Raw genomic sequence first — 17,314 nt, 5'->3', positions numbered from 1 at the left:
ACCTTAACAGGCTTTTTATGTATTTTTTAAATTATTATTTAAAAAATGCTTGTGCAAATGAAAGTTTGTTTTAAATTTGCACGCTCTTAATGATTATTGGCCCATGGTGTAATTGGCAACACTCCGGTTTTTGGTACCGTCATTCAAGGTTCGAGTCCTTGTGGGCCAACTTAAAGTTTAAGATTAAATCCTAACATCCTAGATGTTAGGATTTTTGTTTTTATAGGGATTTTACTGCATAGGTTTGTTTCTGCTTCTATCATAGAGCACTATGCTTCCTGCTACAGCTACGTTTAAGCTAAATTCTGAATCAAATTGAATTAAAAAATGACAACGTTCCATGGCTTCAATAGTTAGGCCATTATCTTCTGCACCTAATAAGTAAACACAACGTTTAGGATGAGAAAAGGTTTCTAGGTTTACTGCATTTTTGGTTTTTTCTACGCCAACAATGCGTACTCCTTTTGGTAGGTGTTCAAAAAAATCATCAAAATCTTTATAGTGGTAGTAGGGAAGTGATTTTACTGCATTATGGGTGTCGCATGCTTGATTGGCATATCGTTTTCCGATAGTAAAAATAAAACTAGCTCCTAAGTTTTGAGCAGTGCGCCATAAAACGCCTAAGTTTTCAGGTGTTTTCCCGTTCTGAATACCTATGCCAAAAAAGGTTGTTGTAAAATTGTTAGGTTGCATCTAAAATAATAGCTATTTAATTTTCTTTTGGAGGGTCTCCTTCTGTTGCTCTAAAAGAATTGTCTTTTTCTGGAAGTTCTTCTTGGTGTTCATCTAAATTATTAAGAATGTCTTCCGCTTCATTTCTTTCTAATATTTCTTCGTCAATCTCATCGAGCATAGTATTCATTTTCCGTTTGTCTTTAATCATAGCCCATGTCATTACTAAACTTGTGGCTATTATAACAAAAAGTAATATCCCGGATTCAAAAGTTGCTACTTGTGCTTCTTTTGGTATATTATAAAACAAAAGAACCGTAATAAGTCCTCTAGGAGCAATAAAAAGTTGTGGTGTAATATCTTTTCCTAAAAATATTTTAAGAATTATAAATCGGATAATGTATATAGATGCTATAATTAATAAACTTACAAATACTACTGTAAAGTTAAATAGAGAAGAAAGAAAAATTGTTATTCCAAAGATTACAAAGAAAAAGGTGCGAACAATAAAGGCAGTTTCTAGGGTTATAATATGTAATTCATGGTATATTTGATGTATTTTTTCGTTCTCTAGAAAAACTTTAGTTTTTCCAGGAAAGAATAGTTTTACGTTTGCTATTACAAGTCCAAATATTAAAATTATTAGTAAAGAAGAAAGGTGCATTTTCTTGCCAATAGCATATAAAAGCAATAAAACAGCAATTAATAAAAATTGTTTTGCTTGACTTTTTATCCGTTGAAAAATAAGTATTATGGCATAACTAGCTATTAATGCAATTGCAATTGTTAGTGCAATGTTGCCAGCAAAACCTGCAACCCCGGAATCTTCAGAAGGATTTAAGCCTCCTATTAAGAAATAGAACATCATTATCCCCATAATATCAGAAAAAGTACTTTCGTAAATATGAAATTCTCTTTTATGTTCAGATAGCCCGCTAACACTAGGAATAATTATAGCGCTAGAGAGTATAGATAGTGGCGTAGCGTAAAGCCAAGCAGATTGCATAGTCATATCTTCAATAAAATAATGTAATATTAGCGCTGCAACCCACGCAGAACCTATTAAACCTAGTAGTGCAATGGCGGTGGCCTTTAGTATGGGGATTATCTTACTTTTTTTAAGTTCTAATTCTAATGCAGCTTCTAAAACAATCATAATAAGTCCAACAATACCAAGAAGTTCTAGTGCACCATCAAAATTTGGTAAATTAGGAACAAAATATTTTAAGGCGTATTGTAAAATTATGCCAAGTACAATTAGCATTAGTACAGATGGGATGTTGGTTTTTTTAGAAATTCCGTTAAACCAAAATGAAAGGACAACAATTAAAGAGGCTCCTATAATTAGGTTGTATGAAGAAAAGATTTCCATAAAATTAGATGTAATGGTTAGTTAATGTTGGTTTAAAAATAGTATTTCTAAATTGTAATTTTACAATAATTAGCGATGGATTAAAATATTTTACTAGTTAACTTGTTTTTAGGATGTTAATTTAGTGTCTTAAGCATGTGTAGGAAAATAAAATTATTTGTATATTTGCAAAACTGAAAGGATGTAAAGTATTCATGAGGGGACATTTTGTCCCCTCTTTTATTACTTAAAATTATGCTTAAACATAGAGTTAAAGAGTTGCTAGAGGTTGCTTTGCAAGAAGATGAGTCTATTTTTTTGATAGATTTAGCAATTACATTAGACAATAAAATTAACGTAGTTATTGATGGTGATAACGGCGTTACAGTTAAAGATTGTGTAAGAGTAAGTAGAGCAATTGAGCATAATTTGGATAGAGAAGAAGAAGATTTTTCTTTAGAAGTAGCTTCGGCAGGAGCAGCTTCTCCGTTTGTTATGCCAAGACAGTATAAAAAAAACATAGGAAGAAAAGTAGAGGTAGAGACCGAAAACACTTCTTATGAGGGTAATTTGACAGTTGCAAATGATGAGTCTATTACTTTAGAGTGGAAAGCAAGAGAACCCAAACCTATTGGTAAGGGTAAAGTTACAGTTCAGAAAAAAATGGAAATCCCTTTTTCTGATATTAGGAAAGCAAAAGTTGTATTAAAATTTTAATAGATAAGTAAAAATGGAAAATATTGCGCTGATTGAATCTTTCTCGGAATTTAAAGATGATAAATTTATAGACCGAGTAACGCTAATGGCGATTTTAGAGGATGTTTTTAGAAATGCTCTGAAAAAGAAATTCGGTTCGGATGATAACTTTGATATTATTATTAATCCAGATAAAGGAGATTTAGAAATTTGGAGAAATAGAATAGTAGTTGAAGATGGTGAGGTAGAAGAGCCTAATGAAGAAATATCTTTAGCAGAAGCTCGTAAAATTGAGCCAGATTTTGAAGTTGGAGAAGATGTGTCTGAAGAGGTAAAATTGATAGATTTAGGAAGAAGAGCAATTTTGGCATTACGTCAAAATCTTATTTCTAAAATCCATGAACATGATAATACAACTATATATAAGCAGTTTAAAGATTTAGAAGGCGAAATATATACGGCAGAAGTTCATCATATTAGACATAAAGCTATTATTATGTTAGATGATGAAGGAAATGAAATAATTTTACCAAAAGACAGGCAAATACCTTCAGATTTCTTTCGTAAAGGAGATAATGTAAGAGGTATAATAGAAAGTGTAGAGCTTAAAGGAAGTAAACCTACAATTATAATGTCTAGAACCTCTCCTAAGTTTTTAGAGGCATTGTTTTTTCAGGAAATACCAGAAGTTTTTGATGGTTTAATTACCGTTAAAAAAGCAGTTCGTATTCCTGGAGAAAAAGCAAAAGTTGCTGTAGATTCTTATGATGATCGTATAGATCCGGTAGGAGCTTGTGTAGGTATGAAAGGCTCTCGTATTCATGGAATTGTTAGGGAATTAGGTAACGAGAATATAGATGTTATTAATTTTACAACAAATCCGCAATTATTAGTTACAAGAGCATTAAGTCCAGCAAGAGTTTCTTCTGTAAAGTTAGATGATGAGAAAATGACAGCTCAAGTTTATTTAAGACCGGAAGAAGTTTCAAAGGCAATTGGTAGAGGCGGTCATAACATTAGATTGGCAGGACAATTAACTGGTTATGAGATAGATGTGTTCCGTGAAGGAGTGGAAGAAGATGTAGAATTAACAGAGTTCTCTGATGAAATAGATGCTTGGATTATTGAAGAATTCAAGAAGATAGGTATGGACACTGCAAGAAGTGTTTTAGAGCAAGATGTTAATGATTTGGTAAAAAGAACCGATTTAGAAGAAGAAACAATTGTAGAAGTTGTTCGTATTCTAAAAGAAGAATTAGAAGATTAACTATATATTAGCAGTAATTTTAAGAACGGCAATCAGTATTTATGGCAGATAATGCAAAAATAAGACTTAATAAAGTTCTTCGTGAACTTAATATTTCATTAGACAGGGCGGTAGATCACCTTAGTTCTAAGGGGCATTCTATAGAAGCAAGGCCTACTACTAAAATTTCTGATGAAGTTTACCAGGTTCTTTTGGATGAATTCCAAACGGATATGAGTAAAAAAGTTGCATCTAAGGAAGTAGGAGAAGAGAAAAGGAAAGAGAAAGAGGCAATTCGTGTTCAGTTAGAGCAAGAGCAAGAAGAAAGAAGACTTGTAAGGGAAAAGAGAAATGCTTCAGAGCGTATCATAAAAGCTAAAGTAGAACTTTCGGGACCTAAAACTGTTGGTAAGATAGATTTAAACCCTAAGAAGAAAGTTGCAAAAGTGGAGCCTGTTGAAGAAAAATCGGCTCCAGAAAAACAACCAGAAGCTTCGGTAAAGGAAGAACCTGTACCAGAGAAAAATGTTGAGGTTGCTGAAGCCAAGCTTGATGTAAAAGAGGAGGTAAAGCCTGTTGAGGTTGTAAAGGAGGTTGAAAAACCCCAACCAAAGAAAGAAGAGGTGCAGGAAAAAGTTGCTGCTAAGGTAGAAGATAAAGAAGCTACAGAGCAAGAAGAAGAGGCATCTCCAGAAAATGAGAAAATAACCACACAGTATAAAAAACTTAGTGGGCCAAAAATTACTGGTGATAAAATAGATTTATCTAAATTCCAAAAGCCAAAGAAAAAGAAAGAAGATGCTAAAGATTCTAATGCAGGAGGAGATAAGAAAAAGAGAAGAAGGAGAATTGTAAGTAATAATTCTGGTGGGGCAGGATCTAATAATAGAGGTCTGGCAAGACCGGGAGCTAGAGGAACAGGTCCAAGAGGTAATAATAATAAAGGTGGTAAGCGTTTTACGCCTGTTGCTAAAGTAGAGCCTACAGAGGAGGATGTACAAAAACAAGTGCGTGAAACCTTAGAGAAACTTCAAGGTAAGTCTAAAAAAGGCAAAGGAGCTAAGTATAGAAGAGATAAAAGGGATCAACACCGTCAACAAACGGAGAAAGATCTTGAGAAGCAAGAACAGGAAAGTAAAGTATTAAAAGTAACAGAGTTTGTTACGGCTAGTGAAGTTGCTACCATGATGGAGGTTAGTACAACAGAAATTATTTCTGCATGTATGTCTTTAGGTATGATGGTTACAATGAATCAAAGATTAGATGCGGAAACATTATCTATTGTTGCAGATGAGTTTGGCTATGAAGTGGAGTTTATAACTGCAGACATTGAGGAAAGTATTGTTGAAGAGGTAGATGCTCCTGAAGATTTAGAAGCAAGAGCTCCTATTGTTACAGTAATGGGGCATGTAGATCATGGTAAAACTTCGTTGTTAGATTATATTCGTAAGGAGAATGTAATTGCAGGAGAAAGTGGTGGTATTACCCAGCATATAGGTGCTTATGGTGTTAGTTTGGAAAATGGTCAAAAAATAGCATTTTTAGATACTCCTGGTCACGAGGCCTTTACGGCAATGCGTGCTAGAGGTGCTCAAGTAACAGATATAGCTATTATTGTTGTTGCTGCTGATGATGATATAATGCCGCAAACTAAAGAGGCAATTAGTCATGCACAAGCTGCTGGTGTGCCAATAGTTTTTGCAATAAATAAGATAGATAGGCCAACGGCTAATCCAGATAAGATTAAAGAAGGTCTTGCACAGATGAATTTATTAGTAGAAGATTGGGGGGGTAAAATACAATCTCACGATATTTCTGCTAAAACAGGTGCAGGAGTAAAAGAGCTTTTAGAAAAAGTATTATTAGAAGCGGAGTTGTTAGAGTTACAAGCAAATCCTAAGAAGTTGGCAAATGGTACTGTTGTGGAAGCTTTTCTTGATAAAGGAAAAGGGTATGTGTCTACCATTTTAGTACAGGCCGGAACTTTAAAAATTGGAGATTATGTATTAGCGGGTACCACTAGTGGTAAAATAAAAGCAATGCATGATGAAAGAGGTAATAGTATTAAGGCGGCTGGTCCTTCAACTCCAATATCTATTCTTGGTTTAGATGGTGCTCCTCAGGCTGGAGATAAGTTTAATGTTCTGGAAGATGAGCGTGAGGCTAAACAAATAGCTACAAGGCGTTCTCAATTACAAAGGGAACAGTCTGTAAGAACACAAAGACATATTACATTAGATGAAATTGGTCGAAGAATTGCACTTGGAGACTTTAAAGAGCTTAATATTATCCTTAAGGGTGATGTGGATGGTTCTGTAGAAGCTTTAACAGATTCTTTCCAAAAATTATCTACTGATGAAATACAAGTAAATATTATTCATAAAGGAGTTGGTCCAATAACAGAATCAGATGTGTTGCTTGCATCCGCATCAGATGCCGTTATTATAGGGTTTAATGTTCGTCCAATGGGTAATGCTAGGCAGGTTGCAGAAAAAGAAGAAATAGATATCAGAATGTATTCTATCATTTATGATGCTATAAATGATCTTAAAGATGCAATGGAAGGAATGTTGTCTCCAGAGATGAAAGAGGAAATTACAGGAACAGCGGAAATTCGTGAGACCTTTAAGATTTCTAAGATTGGAACAATTGCCGGTTGTATGGTTACAACAGGTAAGATATTCAGAAACTCTAGTATTAGGTTAATTAGAGATAGTGTAGTGATTTATACTGGAGAGTTTGCTTCTTTAAAACGATTTAAAGATGATGTTAAGGAAGTTGCTAAAGGATATGATTGTGGTCTTCAAATTAAAAACTACAATGATATAAAGGAAGGAGATATAGTAGAAGCTTTCCAAGAAGTAGCAGTTAAGAAAAAGCTTAAATAAGTAGTAGTTTAATATATTTAGAGAATAAAAAAAATCGACCTATTTGGTCGATTTTTTTGGTTTTAATAATATTGCTTCGGGATATTTTTTCCGTACTTCTTTGAACTTTCTTTCTGCTTCTAATTTAGATTTAAATCTACCTAATCTAACTCTGTATGTTGGGGAGTCAAAATCTATTTTAGAGGATAAGGTTGGGAAGTCTACTTCAACATTAGATTTTATTCTTTGTGCCCTAGCGTGGTTTCCAAAACCAACTTGAATCCTGTAGTAATTAGAGCTAGAGTTAGTATCAGAGTTTGATGATTTGTATAGCTTAAGAAGCTCTGTAATCCTATCGTCTTGACTTATAGTTATTTGATCGTTTTGACCAAATGTAGCTGTTGTAATAGAAGTAAAAGCTATAATTGTTAGTAATGTTTTCATATTGATTAGTTTAGCGTAAATAGTAGCTTTGCAAAAGTAATTTTTAAAAATGATTTATGTGTTTTTTATCTTTATTTAGAATTGTTATAAATTACAAATTATAAATACCTTAACATTTTCAAAATAAAGTCTATGTTGTATTTTTGCCATCGATTTAGGTGAAGATATGGTTGCTCTAAAATGATAAAGCCATTATCGTGCCAAATACCGATTGAAACATTCTATATATGAAAAAGGTTACATACCGCAATCAGATTTGTAAAGTATTAGGAGTAAGTTTTGTATTCTTTCTATTTTTTTCTGTTTCTCTTTTAGCTCAAGATGATGCTTCTGTATCAGAAGGAGATGCTGTAAAAGGTAAGGCATTGTTTAATCAAAATTGTGCTGCTTGTCATTCCTTAACTCGTAAAATGACTGGTCCTGCTTTGGAAAAAGTGGAATCTCGTTTATCTGAAGATGAAGGATTGGATAAGGAGTGGCTTTATGCTTGGATTAAGAATAGTCCTGGTGTTATTAAGTCTGGAGATACTTATGCTAATAAAATTTATGCAGAGTATAATAAGGCTGCGATGACAGCTTTTCCAACACTTTCAAATGCTGATATTGATAATATTTTAGCGTATACTGCGGCTGCACCTGCTGCGCCAGTAGTTCCTGTTGCTGGTACTGCTGCTTCTGCAGTAAGTTCTCAGTCTTCTAGTATTTCTAATAATGTTATTTTAGGGGCGCTAGTTTTTGTGTTTGCTCTTTTAGTGGTTATGTTGTTTTTAGTGAATAAGACATTAAAACGTATAGCAAAAGCAAATGGTGTAGAGTTAGAAGAAGAGAATGCTAAAAAGAAATTACCAATTTGGAAGGCTTTTGCTCAAAATCAATTTTTGGTTTTAGTAACGGTGATTTTTATGATGTTAGGAGGGGCTTATTTTGTCTATGGTTATTTAATGCAAGTAGGTGTTGATCAAGGTTATGCTCCAATACAGCCAATACATTATTCGCATAAAGTGCATGCTGGAGATAATAAAATAGAGTGTAAATATTGTCACTCTTCGGCAAGAGTTTCTAAGACGTCAGGTATTCCTGCTTTAAATGTGTGTATGAATTGTCATAAGTCTATATATGAGTATAAGGGTAATCCTGAGGGGCCTTCTACGGAAGATATAGCTAATGGGTATACAAATGAATTTTATACTGGTGAAATTAAAAAGTTGTATGCTGCTGTTGGGTGGGATGAAGAGTCTCAGAAATATACAGGAGAAAGTAAACCAGTAGAGTGGGTTCGTATACATAATCTTCCAGATTTTGCATATTTTAATCACTCGCAACACGTAAGTGTGGCAGGAGTGGAATGTCAAACATGTCACGGTCCTGTGGAGGAAATGGAAATCATGGAGCAATTTGCGCCATTAACAATGGGTTGGTGTGTGAATTGTCATAGGGAAACAAATGTAAAAGTGGAAGGGAATGCTTATTATGAAAAAATACATTCAGAACTTTCAAAAAAATATGGTGTGGATAAGCTTACTGCTGCTCAAATGGGTGGTTTGGAATGTGGAAAATGTCACTATTAATCTTAAGTAAAAGAAGCTAATTACATATATAAGTATGGCATCAAATAAAAAATATTGGAAAAGCGAAGCGGAGTTAAATCCTAACGATTCCATTGTTGAGACCTTAAAGCAAAATGAATTTGCGGAAGAAATTCCAGTAGATGATTTTTTGGGGGATAAAGAAAATTTGTCTGAAACGAATACGAATAGAAGAGATTTTCTAAAGTATGTTGGTTTTAGTACAGCGGCAGCATCGTTAGCGGCATGTGAGGGTCCTGTTGTTAAGTCTATTCCTTATGTAGTGCAACCGGAAAATATTATTCCTGGTGTGGCTAATTATTATGCTACTACTATTGCAAATGGATTTGATTTTGCAAATATCTTGGTGAAAACAAGAGAGGGTAGGCCAATTAAAATTGAGAACAATACAGATGCTAAGGTTGGTGGCTTTGCAAATGCAAGGGTGCAAGCTTCTGTTTTGTCATTGTATGATAGTACAAGATTGCAAGGTCCTTCTAAAGGAGGAGAGGCTGTTGCTTGGAGTGTATTAGATGCAGAGGTTGTTTCTAAAATAAATAGTTTAAAAGATTCAGGAAAGCAAGTAGTGTTTTTGACACAATCTTATGCTAGTCCATCTACTTCTAGATTAATAGAACAGTATAAGGCTTCTAATCCAAATATTAATCATGTAGTGTATGATGCTATTTCTCAAGATGCAGCTTTAAATGCATTTGAGAAAAGATATGGAGAAAGAGCATTAGCAGATTATGATTTTGAGAAAGCGGATATTATAGTTTCTTTCGGAGCCGATTTTATTGGAGATTGGCAAGGTGGAGGGTATAATGCAGGATATTCTAAAGGACGTGTTCCTAAAAATGGAAAAATGTCTAAGCATGTGCAGTTTGAGGCTAATATGTCTTTATCTGGTGCAAACGCAGATAAGAGAGTTCCTTTAACTCCAATGCAGCAGAAAGTTGCTTTAGCTAAATTGTATGCTAAGTTGTCTGGGTCTTCTGCAAGTGGGGAAATTCCTGCTTATGCTGAACAGGCAGTAGATAGTATTGCTTCTGCAATTAAAAAGAACAAAAAAGGATCTGTTGTAGTAACAGGTTTGGATGATGTTAATGCGCAAGCGGTTGTTCTTGCTATTAATGAGATGTTACAGAGTAAGGCATATGATGCTGTAGCTCCTAAGTATATAAGGCAGGGAAGTGTTAAAGCTGTTAATGCTTTACTATCTGATATGAATGCAGGAAAAGTTGGTGTTTTGGTAATGGATGGGGTTAATCCTATGTATTCTTTGCCTAATGCGGCTGATTTTAAATCTGGTTTAGAGAAAGTTTCGTTATCAGTTGCTTTTTCTACAAATTGGAATGAAACTACGGAGTTGGCTACATATACAGCTGCTTCAAATCATTACCTGGAATCTTGGGGTGATGTTGAGATTAAAAAAGGATATTATAGTTTAACGCAACCTGCGATAAAAGAATTGTTTGATACGAGACAATTTCAAAGTTCTTTATTAAAGTGGGTGGGTAATGATGTTGCTTATTATGACTTTATAAAGGAGACTTGGACTTCTGCTGTTTTAAATGGAAGCGATTGGAGTAAGGCTTTGCATGATGGTGTTTTTGTTGTTGAAAATATAGAAGAACTTATTGTTCCTACTGCGATTGTAGAAGGGGAAGAAGAAGTAGATGTTTTTGGAATATCCTCTGCAGTTAGAAGTTTGTCTAATGCAACTAGTGGAGGTGATTATGAATTAACACTATATTCAAAAACAGGAATGGGTGATGGACAGCAGGCTAGTAACCCTTGGTTACAGGAGTTTCCAGATCCAATTACAAGAGTTTCTTGGGATAATTATATTACTATTTCTAAAGCGGATGCTGAGGCCTTAGGTTTAGAAAATCATAATGTTGCTAATGGAGGTATGGATGGTAGCTATGCAAAAGTAACAGTTAACGGTGTTGCTATTGATAGAGTTCCTGTTGTTGTACAGCCGGGACAGGCAAATAAGTCTATTGGTCTTTCATTAGGGTACGGTAAAAAAGTAGGATTAAAAGAAGAGATGCAGACGGGAGTTAATGCTTTTGCTTTGTATCAAGGATTTAATAATATACAGTCGGTAGCTATTGAAAAAGCTGCTGGTAATCATGAGTTTGCTTGTGTGCAGTTGCATAAAACACTTATGGGAAGAGGGGATATTATTAAGGAAACTAGCTTAGAAATTTTTAATACTAAAAATCATAAAGAATGGAATCCTCAGCCAGTGGTATCGCTGGATCACCAAGAGGTTCCTGCTACATCTGTAGATTTATGGGATAGTTTTGATAGGTCTATTGGGCATCATTTTAATATGTCTATAGATTTGAATGCTTGTACCGGTTGTGGTGCTTGTGTAATTGCGTGTCATGCTGAAAATAATGTTCCTGTTGTTGGTAAACAAGAGGTGCGTAAATCTAGAGATATGCATTGGTTGCGTATTGATAGATATTATTCATCAGAAGAAAGTTTTGAGGCAGATGATACTAAGAAAGAAGAATTTGATGGCCTTTGGGGTGAAAAAGGCTCTTTAGGAGGTTTTGGAGAGTTAGAGGATCCTTCTGCTAATCCGCAAGTAGCTTTTCAACCAGTAATGTGTCAGCACTGTAATCATGCTCCTTGTGAGACTGTTTGCCCTGTTGCTGCAACATCGCATGGTCGTCAAGGTCAAAATCAAATGGCATATAACAGATGTGTTGGTACAAGGTATTGTGCAAACAACTGTCCTTATAAAGTGAGAAGATTTAACTGGTTCTTGTATAACAACAATGATGAGTTCGATTATCATATGAATAATGACTTAGGTAAGATGGTTCTTAACCCTGATGTTAATGTTAGATCTAGAGGTGTTATAGAAAAATGTTCTATGTGTATTCAAAAAACACAAAAAACTATTCTAGATGCTAAGAGAGATGGACGTGTTATTAAAGATGGAGAATTCCAAACAGCTTGTTCTTTGGCATGTGGAGATGGGGCAATTGTCTTTGGAGATGTTAATGATAAGGAGAGTAAAGTGGCTCATTTAAAAGAAAGTGATCGTATGTATCACTTATTGGAACACGTGGGAACTAAGCCAAACGTATTTTACCATGTACAGGTAAGAAATACAAACGAAGCATAATCAAACAAATAAGAAAGTAACTATAATTAAAGTCTATGGCGTCGCATTACGAAGCACCTATAAGAAAAGCCCTAGTTGTTGGTGATAAAGGTTACCATGATGTAACAGTGGATATTGCTGCTCCTGTAGAAGGAAGAGCTAATAAGCATTGGTGGATTGTTTTTTCCATTGCATTGGTAGCATTCCTTTGGGGATTAGGTTGTATCATTTATACCATTTCTACGGGTATTGGAACTTGGGGACTTAATAAGTCTGTTAACTGGGCATGGGATATTACTAACTTTGTTTGGTGGGTAGGTATTGGTCATGCAGGAACATTAATTTCAGCAGTACTATTACTTTTTAGACAGAAATGGAGAATGGCAATTAACCGTTCTGCAGAAGCAATGACAATCTTCTCGGTTGTTCAGGCAGGTTTATTTCCTATTATCCACATGGGTCGTCCATGGTTAGCATATTGGGTGTTACCTATACCAAATCAATTTGGTTCTTTATGGGTAAACTTTAATTCGCCTTTACTTTGGGATGTATTTGCAATTTCTACCTATTTATCTGTATCATTAGTATTCTGGTGGACAGGTTTATTGCCAGATTTTGCAATGCTTAGAGATAGAGCTATTTTGCCATTCCAAAAGAAAATATATGGTCTGTTAAGTTTTGGTTGGAGTGGTCGTGCTAAAGATTGGCAACGTTTTGAAGAGGTGTCTTTGGTTTTAGCAGGTTTAGCTACACCTTTAGTACTTTCTGTACATACAATTGTATCTTTTGATTTTGCAACCTCGGTAATACCAGGATGGCATACAACTATATTTCCTCCATACTTTGTGGCAGGAGCAATTTTCTCCGGATTTGCAATGGTAAACACCTTGTTAATCATTATGAGAAAAGTATGTCACTTAGAAGCGTATATTACAGTACAGCATATTGAACTTATGAACATAGTAATTATGTTAACAGGTTCTATTGTAGGTTGTGCATATATAACGGAGCTATTTATGGCTTGGTATTCAGGTGTAGAGTATGAGCAGTATGCATTCTTAAATAGAGCAACAGGACCTTACTGGTGGGCATATTGGTCAATGATGACTTGCAATGTTTTTTCTCCGCAATTTATGTGGTTTAAGAAGTTAAGAACTAGTATTATGTTCTCTTTCTTTATTTCTATTGTTGTAAACATAGGAATGTGGTTTGAAAGATTTGTAATTATTGTAACATCATTGCATAGAGATTATTTACCTTCTTCATGGACAATGTTCTCTCCTACGTTTGTAGATATTGGAATATTTATAGGTACTATTGGATTTTTCTTTGTGTTATTCTTATTGTATGCTAGAACTTTCCCAGTAATAGCACAAGCAGAAGTTAAATCTATTTTAAAATCTTCTGGAGAAAAGTATAAAAAACTTAGAGATGCTGGTTTACCAACATATGAGATAACTAGGCCTCTTGTAGGTAATAATGTTTCTGAGGTTGTTGCTGAAGAAGTTGCGGAGGTTTTAGAGCCAAATGAAAAGGATGTTTCTGATTTACTAGGAACTCTAGGGGCTTTTAATGCGGATACGGATACTGCTGATGATTTGAAAAAAGTTAAAGGTATTGGACCAAAAATGGAAGTTACATTAAACCAAATTGGGATATATACTTTTGCGCAAGTTGGTAAAATGACAGAAAAGGAATATAATCTATTAGATTCTATCACAGGTTCATTTCCAGGTAGAGCACAAAGAGATGATTGGGCGGGTCAAGCCAATAAATTAAATTCAAATAAATAAGAATATGGCATCTAAAGTTATACATGCTTATTATAATGATGATGAAGTGCTAATGCATGCAGTCAAGAAAGTTAAGGCAGCTAAGCATCATATAGAAGAAGTGTTTTGTCCTTTTCCGGTTCATGGTTTAGATAAGGCTATGGGCTTAGAACCTACAAGATTGGCTATTACAGCTTTTTTATATGGTTGTGTTGGTATTTCTGTTGCAACCTTAATGATGAATTTTATAATGATTGAAGATTGGCCACAAGATATTGGTGGAAAGCCAAGCTTTAGTTATATTGAAAATATGCCGGCTTTTGTGCCTATAATGTTTGAACTTACTGTGTTTTTTGCAGCTCACTTAATGGTAATTACTTTTTATTTAAGAAGTAGATTATGGCCATTTAAGAAAGCTGAAAATCCAGATGTTAGAACAACAGACGATCTTTTCTTAATGGAAATAGAGATTCATGAAAATGAATCAGAGTTAAGAGATTTGTTAGCAGAGAGTGGAGCCGTTGAAATTAATATATCAGAAAAAAACAGTCATTAAATATGAACAGTTTTAATAAATTAATAGTTGTATTTGGATTGGCGCTATTAGCAGTATCATGCGCTGATAAAAGCAAACCTAATTATCAATATATGCCAAACATGTATGAATCTGTTGGGTATGAAGCGTATGGTGAAGCAGATTTTTTACCTTATGGGATGGAAGCAAAAATGCCAGTAGAAAATACAATTTCTAGAGGTTGGATTCCTTATGGAATTGAAAACACGCCTGAAGGTAAAGAAATTGCAAGAATAAACCCTAGTCCATTAGATTCCTTGCAAAGTGTGTCTAATTTATCAAAAGGTAAAGAGTTATATGGCATATATTGTGCTATTTGCCATGGGCCAAAAGGAAAAGGGCAAGGTACTTTGGTAAAGAGAGAAAAAATATTAGGTGTTCCTAGTTATGCAGATGCTGCTAGAAACATAACTGTAGGTACAGCTTTTCATACTGTACAATATGGTTTAAACTCAATGGGTTCGTATGCTTCCCAAATGAATACAGAAGAAATGTGGCAAGTTTCTGAGTATGTAATGGCATTGAAACAAGATTTAATAAAATAATACATAGATAAGAATATGTACACGTTTTCAAATAGATTAAAAATTGCTTCATTTATATTAATGGCAGTTGGACTTATAGGTATAGCAGTAGGATTTATCTCTGCGCCATCTACAGTTGAAGAAGCTAAAGCAATAGTTGCAAGTCATGATACTCATGGAGATAGTCATGCCACAGAATCTCATAGTGCTGTTGATGCTCATAATGAACACGCAACAGTAGATGCGCATGATGATGGACATGGTTCTTCTCATGATGAGCATTTATTACACCAATTGCAAAACAAACCATGGGCAGCATTATATGTTGCGGCATTCTTCTTTATGATGATTGCTTTGGGGGTTTTAGCTTTTTATGCTATCCAAAGAGCGGCACAAGCAGGTTGGTCACCACTATTATTTAGAGTAATGGAAGGTATTACTTCTTACTTAGTTCCAGGTGGTATTATTGTATTTGTAATTTTAGTATTGTCTGTTATGCATATGAACCATTTATTTGTTTGGATGGATGCAGATGTTGTTGCACATGATCATTTATTACAAGGAAAAAAGGGGTATTTAAATCCTATATTCTTCTTAATACGTGCTGCTATATTTTTGGCAGGGTGGATTTTATATCGTGAGTATTCAAGAAAATTATCTTTAAAACAAGATGAATCTAATGATGATTCTAACTTTAAATTAAACTTTAGAATTTCTGCAGGGTTTTTAGTATTCTATCTTATTTCAGAATCTATAATGTCTTGGGATTGGATAATGAGTGTGGATCCACATTGGTTTAGCACCTTATTTGGATGGTATGTATTTGCAAGTATGTTTGTTTCTGGTATTACAGTAATTGCATTAGTAACTATATATTTAAAATCTAAAGGGTATTTAGAAGATGTAAATGATAGTCATATACATGATTTAGCAAAATTTATGTTTGGTATTAGTGTTTTCTGGACATACTTGTGGTTTTCACAGTTTATGCTAATATGGTATTCTGATATTCCTGAGGAAGTAACCTATTATGTTACACGTATACAAGATTTTAGATTACCATTTTTTGGTATGATAGTAATGAACTTTTTGTTTCCTGTTTTATTATTAATGAACAGTGATTATAAACGAGTAAATTGGTTTGTAGTAATGGCAGGTGTTGTTATTTTAGCAGGGCACTATTTAGATATATTTAATATGATTATGCCTTCAACAGTAGGTAATCAGTGGTTTATTGGAATCCCTGAGATAGGAGCTGTGTTGTTTTTTGCAGGCTTATTCATATTCTGGGTGTTTAGAGCATTAAGTAAAGCACCATTGCAACCAAAACGAAATCCTTTTATAGAGGAAAGTAGACATTTTCATTATTAATTAGTAAGGTATAATATTAAATCATACAATGACTACATTATTAACTTTAGTTGTATTAGTTCTAGTGGCAATTGCAATTTCGCAAATGACCAAAATGTTCGAACTCTCACAACTCACTACGGAGAATTCTCAAATTGCAAATGATCAGGATAATAAAATCAATGGTTATTTATTATTTGCTTTTTTAATATTTATTTATGGTATTACCATTTTTAGTTTTTGGAAATACACTAAAGTATTATTACCAACAGCTGCTTCTGCACATGGTGCAGAGTATGACTATTTAATGTTGGTGTCTTTTATAATCATATTTATAGTACAAACATTAACACAAGCATTATTACATTACTTTGGTTATAAGTATAGTGGTAAAAAAGGGAATAAAGCATTGTTCTATGCAGATAACGATAAGCTAGAATTTATATGGACTATTATCCCTGTAATTGTATTAGCAGGTTTAATTCTTTGGGGACTATACACTTGGACTGAAATAATGGATGTTAATGATGAAGATGATCCTATTATTGTAGAATTATATGCGCAGCAATTTAACTGGACAGCTAGATATGCTGGAGATGATAATGTACTTGGTGGTGCTAATGTAAGAATGATTGATATTGATAATGCTAATATATTAGGATTAGATCCTTCGGATAGTTATGCTGCAGATGATATTATTGTAAAAGAATTACACTTACCAGTAGGTAGAAAAGTTAATTTTAAAATGCGTTCGCAAGATGTTTTGCATTCTGCTTATATGCCTCATTTTAGAGCACAGATGAATTGTGTTCCTGGAATGATAACTGAATTCTCTTTTACGCCTATTACAACAACTGCTGAAATGAGATTAGATCCTGATGTAGTTGATAAGGTTAAAAGAACAAATGCTATAAGAGCTAAAAAGGCTGCTCTTGGCGAAGACAATTCTGATCCATGGGAGTTTGATTATATTTTACTTTGTAATAAGATTTGTGGAAAATCGCATTACAATATGCAAATGAAAATTATAGTGGAAACAGAAGAAGAATATAATAAATGGATAAAAGAACAAAAGACTTTTAAGCCAGCTATAGCTTCTGTAAACTAATTACAAGTAAGATAATAA

13 protein-coding genes and 1 tRNA gene are annotated in these 17,314 nt (G+C 34.1%); 11 read left to right on the top strand and 3 right to left on the bottom strand.

Annotated features, from left to right (window positions below; all coding sequences use genetic code 11):
* Positions 1-97 precede the first annotated feature (97 nt).
* Positions 98-169: transfer RNA gene (locus CLV91_RS01045), tRNA-Gln, on the top strand.
* Between the two features lie 62 nt (positions 170-231).
* Here CLV91_RS01045 and CLV91_RS01040 read toward each other — a convergent pair.
* Positions 232-693 (bottom strand): RNA methyltransferase, encoded by a 462-nt coding sequence (locus CLV91_RS01040; RefSeq protein WP_121063103.1) that lies wholly within the window; start codon positions 691-693, stop codon positions 232-234.
* Between the two features lie 16 nt (positions 694-709).
* Entirely contained in the window at positions 710-2,044 is a 1,335-nt protein-coding gene (locus tag CLV91_RS01035) for a cation:proton antiporter domain-containing protein (RefSeq protein WP_121063101.1), read from the bottom strand.
* A 234-nt stretch (positions 2,045-2,278) separates the two neighbouring features.
* Between CLV91_RS01035 and rimP the strand changes: the two genes are divergently transcribed.
* From rimP to infB, 3 genes are read left to right on the top strand one after another with little or no spacing between them, the layout of a single operon-like run.
* Positions 2,279-2,740 carry a ribosome assembly cofactor RimP gene (gene rimP / locus CLV91_RS01030; RefSeq protein WP_121063099.1) on the top strand — a complete coding sequence of 154 codons (462 nt, stop codon included), beginning with the start codon at positions 2,279-2,281 and terminating at the stop codon, positions 2,738-2,740.
* A 13-nt stretch (positions 2,741-2,753) separates the two neighbouring features.
* Positions 2,754-3,986 carry a transcription termination factor NusA gene (gene nusA, locus CLV91_RS01025; RefSeq protein ID WP_121063097.1) on the top strand — a complete coding sequence of 411 codons (1,233 nt, stop codon included), beginning with the start codon at positions 2,754-2,756 and terminating at the stop codon, positions 3,984-3,986.
* 41 nt (positions 3,987-4,027) lie between these two features.
* Positions 4,028-6,853, top strand: coding sequence for a translation initiation factor IF-2 (gene infB / locus CLV91_RS01020; protein ID WP_121063095.1), 2,826 nt, complete (start codon positions 4,028-4,030; stop codon positions 6,851-6,853).
* A gap of 39 nt (positions 6,854-6,892) precedes the next feature.
* On the opposite strand, the gene CLV91_RS01015 is transcribed toward infB, so the two are convergent.
* The gene (locus CLV91_RS01015) at positions 6,893-7,276 is read right to left on the bottom strand and encodes an SPOR domain-containing protein (RefSeq protein WP_121063093.1); all 384 of its coding nucleotides are present in this window, start codon (positions 7,274-7,276) and stop codon (positions 6,893-6,895) included.
* Between the two features lie 227 nt (positions 7,277-7,503).
* On the opposite strand from CLV91_RS01015, the gene CLV91_RS01010 reads away from it, so the two are divergent.
* From CLV91_RS01010 to CLV91_RS00980, 7 genes are read left to right on the top strand one after another with little or no spacing between them, the layout of a single operon-like run.
* The gene (locus CLV91_RS01010) at positions 7,504-8,844 is read left to right on the top strand and encodes a cytochrome c3 family protein (RefSeq protein ID WP_121063091.1); all 1,341 of its coding nucleotides are present in this window, start codon (positions 7,504-7,506) and stop codon (positions 8,842-8,844) included.
* A 34-nt stretch (positions 8,845-8,878) separates the two neighbouring features.
* Positions 8,879-11,989, top strand: a complete 3,111-nt coding sequence (locus CLV91_RS01005; RefSeq protein WP_121063089.1) for a TAT-variant-translocated molybdopterin oxidoreductase — start codon at positions 8,879-8,881, stop codon at positions 11,987-11,989.
* A 35-nt stretch (positions 11,990-12,024) separates the two neighbouring features.
* Positions 12,025-13,761, top strand: coding sequence for an NrfD/PsrC family molybdoenzyme membrane anchor subunit (gene nrfD, locus CLV91_RS01000; protein WP_121063087.1), 1,737 nt, complete (start codon positions 12,025-12,027; stop codon positions 13,759-13,761).
* A gap of 4 nt (positions 13,762-13,765) precedes the next feature.
* Positions 13,766-14,296 carry a DUF3341 domain-containing protein gene (locus CLV91_RS00995; RefSeq protein ID WP_121063085.1) on the top strand — a complete coding sequence of 177 codons (531 nt, stop codon included), beginning with the start codon at positions 13,766-13,768 and terminating at the stop codon, positions 14,294-14,296.
* Between the two features lie 2 nt (positions 14,297-14,298).
* The gene (locus CLV91_RS00990) at positions 14,299-14,859 is read left to right on the top strand and encodes a c-type cytochrome (protein WP_121063083.1); all 561 of its coding nucleotides are present in this window, start codon (positions 14,299-14,301) and stop codon (positions 14,857-14,859) included.
* A gap of 15 nt (positions 14,860-14,874) precedes the next feature.
* Positions 14,875-16,209 carry a quinol:cytochrome C oxidoreductase gene (locus CLV91_RS00985; RefSeq protein ID WP_121063081.1) on the top strand — a complete coding sequence of 445 codons (1,335 nt, stop codon included), beginning with the start codon at positions 14,875-14,877 and terminating at the stop codon, positions 16,207-16,209.
* 28 nt (positions 16,210-16,237) lie between these two features.
* Positions 16,238-17,296, top strand: coding sequence for a cytochrome c oxidase subunit II (locus CLV91_RS00980; RefSeq protein WP_121063079.1), 1,059 nt, complete (start codon positions 16,238-16,240; stop codon positions 17,294-17,296).
* Positions 17,297-17,314 lie beyond the last annotated feature (18 nt).

Origin of the sequence: Maribacter vaceletii, from assembly GCF_003634105.1 — a bacterium.
Taxonomy (GTDB): Bacteria; Bacteroidota; Bacteroidia; order Flavobacteriales; family Flavobacteriaceae; genus Maribacter_B; species Maribacter_B vaceletii.
Note: the sequence above shows the minus strand (reverse complement) of the source record. Positions and strands in the feature narration are given on the sequence as shown.

What these genes read in the sequence shown, in the direction of transcription:
- CLV91_RS01005 (WP_121063089.1), top strand. Translation starts at nt 8,879, where the DNA reads ATGGCATCAAATAAAAAATATTGGAAAAGCGAAGCGGAGTTAAATCCT.
- CLV91_RS00985 (WP_121063081.1), top strand. Translation starts at nt 14,875, where the DNA reads ATGTACACGTTTTCAAATAGATTAAAAATTGCTTCATTTATATTAATG.
- CLV91_RS01040 (WP_121063103.1), bottom strand. Translation starts at nt 693, where the DNA reads ATGCAACCTAACAATTTTACAACAACCTTTTTTGGCATAGGTATTCAG.
- CLV91_RS01010 (WP_121063091.1), top strand. Translation starts at nt 7,504, where the DNA reads ATGAAAAAGGTTACATACCGCAATCAGATTTGTAAAGTATTAGGAGTA.
- CLV91_RS00980 (WP_121063079.1), top strand. Translation starts at nt 16,238, where the DNA reads ATGACTACATTATTAACTTTAGTTGTATTAGTTCTAGTGGCAATTGCA.
- infB (WP_121063095.1), top strand. Translation starts at nt 4,028, where the DNA reads ATGGCAGATAATGCAAAAATAAGACTTAATAAAGTTCTTCGTGAACTT.
- CLV91_RS01015 (WP_121063093.1), bottom strand. Translation starts at nt 7,276, where the DNA reads ATGAAAACATTACTAACAATTATAGCTTTTACTTCTATTACAACAGCT.
- nusA (WP_121063097.1), top strand. Translation starts at nt 2,754, where the DNA reads ATGGAAAATATTGCGCTGATTGAATCTTTCTCGGAATTTAAAGATGAT.
- rimP (WP_121063099.1), top strand. Translation starts at nt 2,279, where the DNA reads ATGCTTAAACATAGAGTTAAAGAGTTGCTAGAGGTTGCTTTGCAAGAA.
- CLV91_RS00990 (WP_121063083.1), top strand. Translation starts at nt 14,299, where the DNA reads ATGAACAGTTTTAATAAATTAATAGTTGTATTTGGATTGGCGCTATTA.
- CLV91_RS01035 (WP_121063101.1), bottom strand. Translation starts at nt 2,044, where the DNA reads ATGGAAATCTTTTCTTCATACAACCTAATTATAGGAGCCTCTTTAATT.
- nrfD (WP_121063087.1), top strand. Translation starts at nt 12,025, where the DNA reads ATGGCGTCGCATTACGAAGCACCTATAAGAAAAGCCCTAGTTGTTGGT.
- CLV91_RS00995 (WP_121063085.1), top strand. Translation starts at nt 13,766, where the DNA reads ATGGCATCTAAAGTTATACATGCTTATTATAATGATGATGAAGTGCTA.